Genomic DNA, 11,517 nt, shown 5'->3' with positions numbered 1-11,517 from the left:
GGTCCAGCGAAGCGCCCAGCAGCGGCCCCCAGTTCAGCGACACACCCGCGCCCTCCAGAACTGCGGCGCCGCCGACGATGGCACTATCCATTTGTGACTAAATTTGTGACCAAGGGGCCAAATTGCGAAGGGGCCGCCTGGAGGCGACCCCTTAACCAACCGATTTTCCTAAGGAAAATGGTCGGAGCGACAGGATTCGAACCTGCGACCCCTTGACCCCCAGTCAAGTGCGCTACCAGGCTGCGCCACGCTCCGAAGGCGCTCCGTATAGACGGGGGTTTGTCGCTCCGCAAACCCTAAAACGCATTATCGACAACAACTTCCGCCCTATCGGCGCAGAACCACCTCAAGCCGCGCATGCGCCGCTTCCAACTCGGCTAAAACCCGCGTCAATCGCTCATGATCAGGTGCTGACGAGACCGTTGGGGCGTCCGGCGCAGGTGAAAGGCCCGAATCAATTTCCAGCGTTGCGCCCGGGTCGCCATAGGCGGCCACGCGCGCCAAGCCCTGATCCTTCACCAGGCGCTGGACGCCGCGAATGGTCAGGCCCTCGTCATGCAGCAAACGTCGAACGGCCTTCAGCACCATCACATCATCCGGGCGATAGAAACGCCGTCCGCCCGCCCGCTTCACCGGGACGATGAAATCGAACTTCGTCTCCCAGAAGCGCAGAACATGCTGAGGCGCGCCGACTTCTTCGGCGGCTTCGGAGATCGTGCGGAAGGCGCTGGGGCTTTTAGCCAATGAACTCAGGTCTCTACGACGGCGTCGTGCACCCGGCCCTTCATGATCTGAGAGGCGCGGAAGCTGATGACGCGACGGGGGTTGATGGCGGCGGGTTCGCCGGTCTTGGGGTTGCGCCCCATGCGAGCGCGCTTTTCGCGCACCTGGAAGACGCCGAATCCGGACAGTTTGACCGTCTCGCCGCTTTCAAGCGACTCAACGATCAGTTCAAGCGTCCGTTCGACCATGCCGGAACATTCCTGGCGCGACAGGCCGACCTCTTCGTGAACGGCCTCGCACAGATCAGCCCGAGTAAGGGTCTGGGACACTGGCATCTCCCCGCTTTCCAATGGCGGGGCATTGAAGGGCAAAATGAATGAAAATCAAAGCCCTCAATGAAAATCTAGAATCGGAAGGCGCAGGCGCCCCACGTCAGGCCGCCGCCCATGGCCTCGACCAGCACCAGATCGCCCTTCTTGATGCGTCCGTCCCGGATGGCGACATCCATCGCCAGCGGGATGGAGGCGGCCGAGGTGTTGGCGTGCATGGCCACGGTCGAGATGACCTTGTCCTCGTCCAGGCCCAGGCGGTCGCCGACGCCCTTGATGATCCGCTGATTGGCTTGGTGCGGCACGAACCAGTCGATCTCGGGGATATCGACGCCCGCAACCTCGGCGGCAGCGGTGATCGCCTCGGCGATGTTGACCACGGCGTGGCGGAACACCTGGTTGCCCAGCATCCGCAGGTGGCCGACCGTGCCGGTCGTGGCGGGACCGCCATCGACGTAGAGCATGTCGGACTTGGCGCCCTCGCAGCGCAGGGCGAAGCCCAGCACGCCGCGATCATCCTTGGTCCCCTGCCCTTCGCCGGGCTCCAGCACGAAGGCGCCGGCGCCGTCGCCGAACAGGACGCAGGTGGTGCGGTCCGTCCAGTCCATCAGCCGGGTCATTTCCTCGGCGCCGATGACCAGGGCGCATTTGGCCTGGCCGCGCGCGACGAAGCCGTCGGCGATGCTCATGGCGTAGACGAACCCTGAGCAAACCGCCTGAACGTCGAAGGCGATGCCGACGGGGGCGCCCAGCTTGCGCTGGACGATGGCGGCGGTGGCGGGGAAGGTCTGGTCCGGGGTGGTCGTGGCGACGATGATCAGATCGACGTCCGCCGCCGTCTTGCCGGCGTCGGCCAGGGCGCGCTCGGCGGCCTTGAGCGCCAGGTCGCTGGTGGGCTCATCGTCACGGGCCTTGTGGCGCTGGCGAATGCCGGTGCGCTCGACGATCCACTCGTCGGAGGTGTCGACGATTTTGGTCAGATCGGCGTTGGTGACCACCTGTTCGGGCAGGAAGGAGCCGACCCCGGTGACGACGCTGCGGATGACGCTCACGACTGGATCTCTCCCGTTTGCTCTTTGTCGGACGCGGCCTCAGCCGTATCCAGAACGGCCGACAGACGCGCGAAATTGGCGCTGACCTTGGTCAGATAATCACTCCGGGCCAGATCGACAGCCACACGGATGGCGTTTCCATAACCCTCGGCCGTGGCGCCGCCGTGGCTCTTCACCACGATGCCGTTCAGGCCCAGCAGGGGGCCGCCGTTGACGCTGCTGGGGTCGATGCGGCGCGCCATCTTCTTCAGCGCGGGCATGGCGATCAAGGCGCCCATCTTGGCCATCGGGCCCGAGGTCAAAGCCTCTTTCAGCAGGCCGGAAATGAACCGGGCCGTGCCTTCGGCCGTCTTCAAGGCCACATTGCCGGTGAAGCCGTCGGTCACCACCACGTCCACCGTGCCGGCGGCGATATCGTGGCCCTCGACAAAGCCGGTGTAGTTCACAGGCACCGCATCGGTGCGCAGGACGGCATGGGCCTCGCGAACCTCTTCATGACCCTTCATGTCTTCGGAGCCGACATTCAGAATGCCGACGGTAGGCTTCTCCACGCCGTGGACGGCCGACTGGAAAGCCTCGCCCATGATGGCGAACTCGACCAGCTGACGCGCATCGCTGCCGATGTTCGCGCCGACGTCGAGCACGGCGGTGAAGCCGCGTTTCGTCGGCCAGCTGGCGACAATGGCGGGCCGCTCCAGCCCGTCCACCGCCATACGCAGCAGCAGCTTCGAGATAGCCATCAGGGCGCCGGTGTTGCCGGCCGATACGGCGGCCTGAGCTTCGCCGAGCTTGACCGCCTCAATGGCGTTCCACAGGCTGGAGCCCTTGCCCCGGCGCATGGCCTGGGCGGGCTTTTCGTCCATGCCCACGACCTTGTCCGTGTGGCGGATTTCGCAGACATCCGCCGGCAGGCCATTGCGCGCGACCTCGGCGCGGATAGCCGTCTCATCGCCATGCAGTTGAAAACGAACGCCTTCGCCGCCGTAACGGTCGATATAAGCCTTTACGCCCCCCACCACGACGGAAGGCCCATGGTCCCCGCCCATGGCGTCGAGCGAGATCAGTATCGGTGATGCCAAGTGAAAATCGACTCCGTCGCCGTCTTGCCGCGGCGCTTCAGTTTAAGGCGAGCGGACGAAAATGTCGCACCGTGGATGAGGCTTGAGCGACCTAAGGTCAACTCTTGTCGGTTTGCCCGTTTGGCTTCAGCGCCTTGAGCACGCCGAAGGGTGAGATTTCTCCGGGCTCCGGCGGCTGTTGGAACACCGCGCCTTCCTTGCGGGGATAGGGATCCAGATGCAGGGCCAGTTGCTCGACCGCATACTGGCCCAGGTCGATCTGACCATTTTCCACCACGTCGGCCGAGTCGTCGTCCAGCTCCAGATCGATCTCGCCTTCCTCGTTGGCCTGAATCTCGGGCGCCGTTTCGGTCAGGTTGATCGAGAACGTCTCATCAATGACGACAGGCAGCGGCTCTAGCGTCAGGACACACGCCTGAACGGCGTCGGCCTGGACCCGGCCGTCCATGCGCCAACCCGACACGGTGGGGACGATCTCCATATCGGCGACGAATCGGTCGAGCGATTTCAGGCTCAAGGCCCGCGCGATTCGCGCGCGCGCTGCGTCGTCCGGTTCCAGCCGGCGGCTCAGGGATACGCCGACCTGATGCAGGCGGATAGGTTCGCTATAGGGGAGAGCAGGAAGGGTCATGCGACGATCATCGCCCAGTCCGGCGCCTTTTCCACGGCGGCCGACGGCTGTCGGGCCAGCCTTTCATGCGAATCGATGGTGTAGCGCGCCAGCGCCGCGCCAGCGGCGACGTCTTCGCTCTCAAAGACATTGCGGGCGATCGAGGCCTGAAGGCCCTCGCGATCCCCTGCCCTCAGCGCCTTTTCATAGGCGCTCATGCGGCCATAGAGGGCTTCGCCCAGCTTGCGCATCTTCTTGCCCACCGAGACATCGCCCACGCCCAGTTCGCGCAGCACGTTGTCCAGCGCCGACACATAGGCGTCGAACAGCTTCTGGGACAGGCCAGCGCCACGCTCTCCGTCCTGCTTCAGCCGCACGAACAGCAGCAGCACATGCAGGGTGTAGAGTTCGAAACGCGCGTCGATGCGGTCCGCAACGCCCAGGCGCGTGTAAAAATCAGGCTGGCGGGCCTGATCGACGGCCAGGGCGTACAAGGCCTGGACATGGCGATCTTGCGTCTGGCGCTTGAAGAGTGTCTTGAACATAGGATTTCACGGCCCCTTTTCCGCCGCGCCGTTGCACTAGGACGCAGCGACGGTTAGGTCAAAGACCTTATTTCTTGAGGCCCATCGCCGATGCCCCGTTTTACGTCGCTCATCATCGCCGCCTCGCTCGCCGCCGCCGCCGGCGCCTGCGCGCCAGTCGTCGCCACCCAGGGCTTTCAGGCCGTGGACGTCAAACCTCAGGATATCGAGGCTGGCGTCGACACGCGGGAGACCGTGCTGACAAAGCTGGGCACGCCCTCCACCGCCTCGACCTTTGAGGCGGAGAACGTCTGGTACTACCTGACCCAGACGACCCAGCGCTACACCTACAACAAGCCGAAGGTGTCGCAGCGCACGGTGACGGAGATCACCTTCAACGAGGCGGACGGCAAGGTCGCCACGGTGCGCAATCTGGGCCTGGAAGACGGCCGCCAGATCGCCATGGAAAGCCGCGAGACCCCGACGCGCGGCCGCCAGCTGACCATCCTCGAGCAACTGCTCGGCAACGTCGGCCGCGGCCAACTGCCGCGCACCGAAGACGACGTTCCCGGCCAGCGCCGCCCGGACTAACGGCCACAGCATACGGTCGCCCTAAAGCCGCGAGCGACCGCGTCACGAGCATAGGGCGCAAAAAAAGATAACGCCCCGGAGATCGCTCTCCGGGGCGTTTTCAGTTCCAGCTGAGCGCTGTCAGACGATCTTGCCGCTCGCCAGCACCGCCAGCAGCAGCAGCGCCACGATGTTGGTGATCTTGATCATCGGATTCACCGCCGGGCCGGAGGTGTCCTTGTAGGGATCCCCCACAGTGTCGCCGGTGACGGCGGCCTTGTGCGCTTCCGAGCCCTTGCCGTGGACCACGCCGTTTTTGTCAGTGAAGCCTTCCTCGATCAGCTTCTTGGCGTTGTCCCAGGCGCCGCCGCCCGACGTCATGGAGATGGCGACGAACAGGCCCGTCACGATCACCCCCATCAGCATGGCCCCAAGCGCAGCGAAGGCGTTGGCCTTGTCCGGCTGGATGAACAGGATGACGACGAACAGGACGATCGGCGAGAGCACCGGCAGCAGCGACGGCACGATCATCTCGCGGATGGCCGCGCTGGTCAGGATATCGACCGCCCGGCCGTATTCCGGCTTCGTTTCGTAGGTCATGATTCCGGGATTTTCCCGGAACTGACGCCGGACCTCGGCCACAACGGCCTCTGCGGCGCGCCCCACGGCCGTCATCGCCAGCCCTCCGAACAGGAAGGGCAGCAAGCCGCCGAACAGCAGGCCGACCACGACATAGGGGTTGGACAGATCGAACGCGACCTCCCCCAGACCGTAGAAGAAGCTGCCCGGCTGAGCCTCGGCTGCGAAGAACTTCAGGTCCTCCACATAGGCGGCGAACAGGACCAGCGCCCCCAGGCCTGCTGAACCGATGGCGTAGCCCTTGGTCACGGCCTTGGTGGTGTTGCCCACGGCGTCCAGGGCGTCGGTCGAGACGCGCACTTCCGGCGGCAGGCCCGCCATCTCGGCGATGCCGCCCGCGTTGTCCGTGACCGGTCCGAAGGCGTCCAGCGCCACGATCATCCCCGCCACGCCCAGCATGGTCGTGGTGGCGATGGCGATGCCGAACAGGCCCGCCAACTGGAAGGCCGCGACGATGCCCACGATGATGGTCAGGGCCGGAAGCGCCGTGGACTCCAGCGACATGGCCAGGCCCTGGATCACGTTGGTGCCGTGCCCCGAGACCGAGGCGTTGGCCACCGACTTAACCGGACGGAAGCCCGTGCCGGTGTAGTATTCGGTGATGACCACGATGGCCGCCGTGACCAGCAGGCCGACGACGCCGGCCCAGAAGAGGCTCATCGGCTGGATCAGCAACCCGCCCGAGGTTTCGACCGCCCCCGGTAGAAGCTGGTTGATCACCCACCAGACGGCGACCAGCGACAGCAGGCCGGTCACGATCAGCCCTTGATACAGGGCCCCCATGATGTTGCCGCTCTTGCCCAGACGGACAAAGAAGGTGCCGATGATCGAGGTCACGATGCAGACGCCGCAGATCGCCAGCGGCAGCAGCATCAGCACGTCGACATAGGGCTGGTTGCGGAAGAAGATGGCCGCCAGCACCATGGTCGCCACCGTGGTGACGGCATAGGTTTCGAACAGGTCGGCGGCCATGCCGGCGCAGTCGCCGACGTTGTCGCCCACATTGTCCGCGATGGTGGCGGCGTTGCGGGGATCGTCCTCAGGGATGCCGGCCTCGACCTTGCCGACCATGTCGCCGCCGACGTCGGCCCCCTTGGTGAAGATGCCGCCGCCCAGTCGCGCAAAGATGGAGATCAGCGAGGCGCCGAAGCCCAGCGCCACCAGGCCGTCGATGACCTCGCGGCTGGTCGAGGCATGGCCCATTCCCTGGGTCATGAAGGCGTAGTAGCCGGACACGCCCAGAAGAGCGCCGCCCGCCACGAACATGCCGGTGATGGCGCCCGAGCGGAAGGCCAGGTCCAGGCCCTTGGACAGACTCTGCGACGCGGCTTGGGCCGTGCGGACGTTTGCGCGCACGGAGATCAGCATCCCCGCATAGCCCGCCGCGCCCGACAGGACCGCGCCGATCAGGAAGCCGAGCGCCGCCCATATCCCGATAAGAAAAAAGGCCGCGACCAAGATCACGACCCCTACAATGCCAATCGTTGTGTACTGACGCTTCAGATAGGCGGATGCCCCTTCCTGGATCGCCGCGGCGATCTCACGCATCCGTTCATTACCACTGTCGGCCTTCATCAGGGCGGCAGTCTGGACGGCGCCGTAAAGCACCCCCAAAGCGCCGGCCGCGATGACCAGCCAAAGATATGACGTCATGGCGTTTCCAAGCCCTATGCAACTAGACGCGCGGATCCATGGGCTGCGCTACGGGCGTTGTCGCCTCTCGGCCGCCTTCCGGTCCCCCCGTGCGCTTACAGACGTAAATTCACGCCCCTCGGGAATTGCGGCTAAATCGTGCCAAAAGCAGAGCCGTGGCGCAACAGCGCTCTTTTAGAGGGCGCGCACAGTCGTGCGGCGGCGCGCGGCCTGGCTGACGACCTCGACACGGGCGATCGCCCCCTTGCCGATCAGGCTGTCGGCCTCGCGGATCAGGCTGGCGCTCAGCGCTGCCGCGTCCAACTGATTCCAGTCGTCGGCCAGAACGAAGGGGGTCCGGTGCCCGGCGCGGACAAGGGCGTCGCGCAGATGGGGCTCCTTGGCCCTGACCGCATCCAGGGTTTGGCCCTCGCCCAGATACAGTTTCAGTTCTGCAAAGACGTAGTTGCGGACGCGGCCGCCCACGATGATCGGCAGGCCCACGCCGGTGAGGTTGAAGCTCGCGGGCTCGGCGGGCGTTTCCGCCGACGGCGAAGCGAGCGCCGAACCCGACAGGGCGGCGACGGCGACGGCGAGGATCAGGGCGCGGCGGTTCATGAACTCAGACTGACCCTTCCCCGTTAGGATTCCGTTGCGCTCAGCCGTGGGTCCAGCCGGTGCGGGTCGGGGTGATGGCCTGGCCCAGATAGCGAGGCGACAGCCCCCTGCCCTCGGTCACGCGACCGATGCAAGTCAGGCGCAGGTGGCGGCGCTCGGCCTCGCGGCGCAATGCGTTCTCGGCGCCCGCCGGGACGGTCAGCAGGATCTCATAGTCGTCGCCGCCGCTGGCCAGCAGCTCCAGCGCCGCCTGAGGGTCGACACGTCCCTCGAACCAGGCCTGGGCCGCCGCTGACATCGGCAGCACCTCCAGATCGATCTCGAGTCGCACGCCGCTGGCTTCGGCGATGTGGGCGGCGTCGGCCAGAAGACCGTCGGACACGTCGGCGCTGGCCGTGGCGAGGCCCAGAACGACGGGCGCGAACTCCACGCGCGGCATGGGGGTGCGATAGGCGGCCTCCAGCGCGTCCATGCGTTCGGGCTCCAGCGTCAGGGTCGCCTGGGCGGCCTGAAGGCCCAGCCAGCCGTCGCCGATGGTTCCGGTGACGAAGACCAGATCGCCCGGCCGCGCGCCCCCCCGGCTGACCGCTGCGCCTGAAGGCGCCCAGCCCATCATCGTCGCCGAGAAACTGGCCGGGCCCGGCGTCTTCACCGTGTCGCCGCCCAGCAGGAAAATGTCGAAAATGGCCTGATCGCGCCGCAGCCCGGCGACGAAAGCCTCGCGCTCGGGCCAGCCGCAGCGCTCTGACCAATGACAGGCCAGCAGGTAGCCGAACGGCTCGGCGCCCTTGGCCGCCAGATCGGACAGGTTCACGCGCAAAAGCTTCTGCGCCACCGTGTCCAGCGGGTCGTCGGGCAGGAAGTGGACGCCCTCGACGATCGCGTCCTTGGTCAGGACCAGGTCGTGTCCCGGTCGCGAGGGCAACGCGGCCACGTCGTCGGCCAGCCCCCTCGCCCATTCCGGGTGCGCCAGCGGCTTCAGCAGCCGCTGGATGGTCTCGAATTCACCCGCGACGTCAATCGCGGGCATCGCGCGCCACGCCATCCAGCGCCGCGTTCACGAACTTCGCCTCCGCGTCGTCGAAGAAGGCCTTGGCCAGTTCGACGTACTCGTCGATGACGATTTCACGCGGCACGTCCGGCTTGTGCTTCAGCTCCCACGCGCCGCAGCGCAGCAGAGCCCGCAGCGTGGCGTCCAGACGCTCCAGCCGCCAGTTGGAGGCCAAGCGCGCCTTGATCGCCTCATCGATGCCGCGCTGATCCTCGACCACGCCGTGGACGATCTCGGAGAACCAGTCCTCGTCAGCTTCGGCCAGAGGGGCGCCGTCGATGTCGGCGTCGAAGCGGTGATTGCGGAACTCGCGCACGACGCTGTCGACGCCCTCGCCCGCCAGCTCCATCTGATACAGGGCCTGAACGGCGGCCAGACGGGCGACCGTGCGGGCGCGGCGCTGGCGGCTGGTCAGCTGGGGTTCGGCCCGGGCTTTTTCAGCCTCGGCCAGTTGAGCCATGACTTCGGCGACGGTCGCCGGGGCGCTGGTCGGTTCGGTCACGAGGCCAGGCCCCCACGCAGGCGTTTACGGATAGAGATCAGGTCCAGGCAGGCGCGGGCGGCGAAGCCGCCCTTGTCGCCCTCGCTGAGGCGGGCGCGGGCCCAGGCCTGCTCCTCGTCCTCGGTCGTCAGGATGCCGTTGCCGATAGCCACGCCCTTGAGGCCCAGGTTGCGGATGCCGGCGGCCGACTGGTCCGAGACGATCTCGAAGTGGTAGGTCTCGCCGCGGATCACGCAGCCCAGGGCGACATAGCCGTCGTAGCGCGGCGCGGTCGGATAGCGCCCGGCCTCCTCGGCCATGGCGATCACGGTCGGCACTTCCAGAGCGCCGGGCACGGTCACGACGTCATACTGTACGCCTTGCGCGCGCAGGGCGTCCCTCGCCCCTTCCAGAAGGGCGTCGGCAAGTTCGTCGTAGAAGCGCGCCTCGACGATGAGGACGCGAGTGGGGTCGTTCAAGATTGGTCTTCTCCGTCCATGTCGCGCCAGCCGACGATGCGCAGGCCATAGCCCTCAAGCGCCGTCGGATTAGGTCGCGTCGAACTCATCACGATCATGTCTTTGACGCCGAGGTCGAGCAGAATCTGCGCCCCGACGCCATAGGCTTTCAGCGAACGATCCGCCGCCGCGGGCTTGGCCACGCCGCCGAGCCGTTCGGCCAGACCATGCAGGTCGGGATCGCGCAGGAAGACGACGACGCCCGGGCCGTCATGGGCCGCCAGCGCCTGCATCGCCTTCGGAATATAGTCCTGGCGGGCCTCGACATGGCCCAGCAGGTCGGCGGCGAAGTCGATCTGGTGCATGCGCACGACAGTCGGCTTGGCCGGATCGATATCGCCGCGCACCAGGGCGACGTGCTCCGCGCCCTCGATGGTGTTGCGGTACAGGATCAGCTTGAACTCGCCGCCGTGGACGCTCTGGAACGGCGTCTCCATCACGCGCTCGACAAAGCGCTCGGTGCGGCGGCGATAGGCGATCAGGTCGGCGATGGTGCCGATTTTCAGCCCGTGCAACTGGGCGAAGGCGATCAGATCAGGCATCCGCGCCATCTCGCCGTCGTCCTTGATGATCTCGCAGATCACCCCGGCGGGGATCAGGCCGGCCATGCGGCTGATGTCCACAGCGGCCTCGGTGTGGCCGGTGCGCACCAGGACGCCGCCGTCGCGCGCGACCAGCGGGAAGATGTGGCCCGGCGAGACGATGTCGTCGGCGGTGCGCGACGGGTCGGCGGCCACCTGGACCGTGTGAGCGCGGTCAGCGGCCGAGATGCCGGTCGTGACGCCTTCCTTGGCCTCGATCGAGATGGTGAAGGCCGTGCCCATGCTCTCGCGGTTCTCGGCGGCCATCGGGGGCAGGCGCAACTGCTTGGCGCGCTCGGCCGTCATGGCCAGGCACACCAGCCCGCGCGCATAGCGGATCATGAAGTTGATCTGTTCCGGCGTGGCGAACTGGGCCGGAATGACGATGTCGCCCTCGTTCTCGCGGTCCTCGGCGTCCACCAGGATGTAGGGGCGGCCGTTGCGGGCGTCCTCGATAATGTCCTCGATCGAGCTGATCGGGCTGTCGGTATTGTGGACGGCCAGTTTCATCATGCGGTCTCCTGCCACCGCGCGAGGTAACGCGCCAGCATGTCGATCTCCAGATTGACCCTTTCGCCGACCTTCAGGCCGCCGAGGGTGGTCGCATTCCACGTATGCGGGATGATGTTCACGTCGAAGCGGCGCTCATGCACCCCATTCACCGTCAGGGAAACCCCATCGACCGTGATTGAGCCCTTTGGGGCGATGAATCTGTGCAGGGGCGCCGGCGCTTCGATCACGATGCGGTGCGATCCGCCCTCGGGCGTGATGGACACGACCTCACCCAGACCATCGACATGGCCCGAGACGATATGGCCGCCCAGCTCGTCGCCCAGCTTGGCGGCGCGTTCCAGATTGATGCGGCTGCCCTCGGTCCAGTCGCCCAGCTTGGTCTTGGACAGGGTCTCGCCCGAGACCTCGACGGCGAACCAGCCTTCGCCCTTTTCCGTCACCGTCAGGCAGCAGCCCGCGTGGCTGATCGAGGCCCCCAGGTTGATGCCCGCCGTGTCCCACACGGTCTCGATCTCATAGCGACGGTCGCGGTCGGTTTGGCGGACGCTGCGGACGCGGCCGATGTCGGTGACGATGCCGGTAAACATGGAAACTCCG

General features: G+C 66.3%; 14 protein-coding genes and 1 tRNA gene. 1 reads left to right on the top strand and 14 read right to left on the bottom strand.

What is annotated here, in order from left to right; genetic code table 11:
* Positions 1–178 precede the first annotated feature (178 nt).
* The 7 genes from ACLBV5_RS01960 to ACLBV5_RS01930 all read right to left on the bottom strand — a co-directional run bounded on the left by ACLBV5_RS01960 (position 179) and on the right by ACLBV5_RS01930 (position 4,338).
* Positions 179–255 (bottom strand) — tRNA-Pro (locus ACLBV5_RS01960).
* A 72-nt stretch (positions 256–327) separates the two neighbouring features.
* Entirely contained in the window at positions 328–744 is a 417-nt protein-coding gene (locus ACLBV5_RS01955) for a MerR family transcriptional regulator (RefSeq protein ID WP_447604665.1), read from the bottom strand.
* 5 nt (positions 745–749) lie between these two features.
* On the bottom strand, positions 750–1,058 hold the full coding sequence (locus ACLBV5_RS01950) for an integration host factor subunit alpha (protein ID WP_003169453.1): 309 nt from the start codon (positions 1,056–1,058) through the stop codon (positions 750–752).
* Positions 1,059–1,126: 68 nt separating this feature from the next.
* On the bottom strand, positions 1,127–2,104 hold the full coding sequence (locus tag ACLBV5_RS01945) for a beta-ketoacyl-ACP synthase III (RefSeq protein WP_447604664.1): 978 nt from the start codon (positions 2,102–2,104) through the stop codon (positions 1,127–1,129).
* The gene (plsX, locus tag ACLBV5_RS01940; RefSeq protein WP_262922554.1) at positions 2,101–3,183 is read right to left on the bottom strand and encodes a phosphate acyltransferase PlsX; all 1,083 of its coding nucleotides are present in this window, start codon (positions 3,181–3,183) and stop codon (positions 2,101–2,103) included. Before plsX ends, ACLBV5_RS01945 begins: the two co-directional genes overlap by 4 nt.
* A gap of 97 nt (positions 3,184–3,280) precedes the next feature.
* Entirely contained in the window at positions 3,281–3,814 is a 534-nt protein-coding gene (locus ACLBV5_RS01935) for a YceD family protein (protein WP_447604663.1), read from the bottom strand.
* Complete coding sequence (locus ACLBV5_RS01930) at positions 3,811–4,338, bottom strand: ubiquinol-cytochrome C chaperone family protein (protein WP_447604662.1); 528 nt, start codon at positions 4,336–4,338, stop codon at positions 3,811–3,813. Before ACLBV5_RS01930 ends, ACLBV5_RS01935 begins: the two co-directional genes overlap by 4 nt.
* A 90-nt stretch (positions 4,339–4,428) precedes the next feature.
* Here ACLBV5_RS01930 and bamE point away from each other — a divergent pair, with 90 nt between their 5' ends.
* Positions 4,429–4,908, top strand: a complete 480-nt coding sequence (bamE, locus tag ACLBV5_RS01925) for an outer membrane protein assembly factor BamE domain-containing protein (RefSeq protein ID WP_025977062.1) — start codon at positions 4,429–4,431, stop codon at positions 4,906–4,908.
* A gap of 120 nt (positions 4,909–5,028) precedes the next feature.
* Here bamE and ACLBV5_RS01920 read toward each other — a convergent pair whose 3' ends face one another.
* The 7 genes from ACLBV5_RS01920 to ACLBV5_RS01890 form a co-directional block, all read right to left on the bottom strand.
* Positions 5,029–7,179, bottom strand: coding sequence for a sodium-translocating pyrophosphatase (locus ACLBV5_RS01920; RefSeq protein ID WP_253121464.1), 2,151 nt, complete (start codon positions 7,177–7,179; stop codon positions 5,029–5,031).
* Between the two features lie 174 nt (positions 7,180–7,353).
* Positions 7,354–7,776, bottom strand: coding sequence for a hypothetical protein (locus ACLBV5_RS01915; protein ID WP_447604661.1), 423 nt, complete (start codon positions 7,774–7,776; stop codon positions 7,354–7,356).
* A 40-nt stretch (positions 7,777–7,816) separates the two neighbouring features.
* Entirely contained in the window at positions 7,817–8,806 is a 990-nt protein-coding gene (gene thiL / locus ACLBV5_RS01910; RefSeq protein ID WP_134580797.1) for a thiamine-phosphate kinase, read from the bottom strand.
* Complete coding sequence (gene nusB, locus ACLBV5_RS01905; RefSeq protein ID WP_035302214.1) at positions 8,793–9,329, bottom strand: transcription antitermination factor NusB; 537 nt, start codon at positions 9,327–9,329, stop codon at positions 8,793–8,795. Before nusB ends, thiL begins: the two co-directional genes overlap by 14 nt.
* Positions 9,326–9,787: a 6,7-dimethyl-8-ribityllumazine synthase gene (ribH, locus tag ACLBV5_RS01900; RefSeq protein WP_312447761.1), complete on the bottom strand. Its 462-nt coding sequence runs from the start codon at positions 9,785–9,787 to the stop codon at positions 9,326–9,328. Before ribH ends, nusB begins: the two co-directional genes overlap by 4 nt.
* The gene (gene ribB, locus ACLBV5_RS01895; protein ID WP_134580800.1) at positions 9,784–10,920 is read right to left on the bottom strand and encodes a 3,4-dihydroxy-2-butanone-4-phosphate synthase; all 1,137 of its coding nucleotides are present in this window, start codon (positions 10,918–10,920) and stop codon (positions 9,784–9,786) included. Before ribB ends, ribH begins: the two co-directional genes overlap by 4 nt.
* A complete protein-coding gene (locus tag ACLBV5_RS01890) occupies positions 10,917–11,507 on the bottom strand; it encodes a riboflavin synthase (protein ID WP_447604660.1) in 591 nt (196 codons plus the stop codon). Before ACLBV5_RS01890 ends, ribB begins: the two co-directional genes overlap by 4 nt.
* Between the last annotated feature and the right edge of the window lie 10 nt (positions 11,508–11,517).

It is taken from the genome of Brevundimonas sp. M1A4_2e, assembly GCF_053345555.1.
This window is presented reverse-complemented; position numbering and strand designations above follow the sequence as displayed.

Bases quoted from the DNA above. Each gene is read 5' to 3' on its own strand.
- ACLBV5_RS01890 (WP_447604660.1), bottom strand. From the start codon at position 11,507: ATGTTTACCGGCATCGTCACCGACATCGGCCGCGTCCGCAGCGTCCGC.
- ribB (WP_134580800.1), bottom strand. From the start codon at position 10,920: ATGATGAAACTGGCCGTCCACAATACCGACAGCCCGATCAGCTCGATC.
- bamE (WP_025977062.1), top strand. From the start codon at position 4,429: ATGCCCCGTTTTACGTCGCTCATCATCGCCGCCTCGCTCGCCGCCGCC.
- thiL (WP_134580797.1), bottom strand. From the start codon at position 8,806: ATGCCCGCGATTGACGTCGCGGGTGAATTCGAGACCATCCAGCGGCTG.
- ACLBV5_RS01920 (WP_253121464.1), bottom strand. From the start codon at position 7,179: ATGACGTCATATCTTTGGCTGGTCATCGCGGCCGGCGCTTTGGGGGTG.
- ACLBV5_RS01950 (WP_003169453.1), bottom strand. From the start codon at position 1,058: ATGCCAGTGTCCCAGACCCTTACTCGGGCTGATCTGTGCGAGGCCGTT.
- ACLBV5_RS01915 (WP_447604661.1), bottom strand. From the start codon at position 7,776: ATGAACCGCCGCGCCCTGATCCTCGCCGTCGCCGTCGCCGCCCTGTCG.
- ACLBV5_RS01935 (WP_447604663.1), bottom strand. From the start codon at position 3,814: ATGACCCTTCCTGCTCTCCCCTATAGCGAACCTATCCGCCTGCATCAG.
- ACLBV5_RS01930 (WP_447604662.1), bottom strand. From the start codon at position 4,338: ATGTTCAAGACACTCTTCAAGCGCCAGACGCAAGATCGCCATGTCCAG.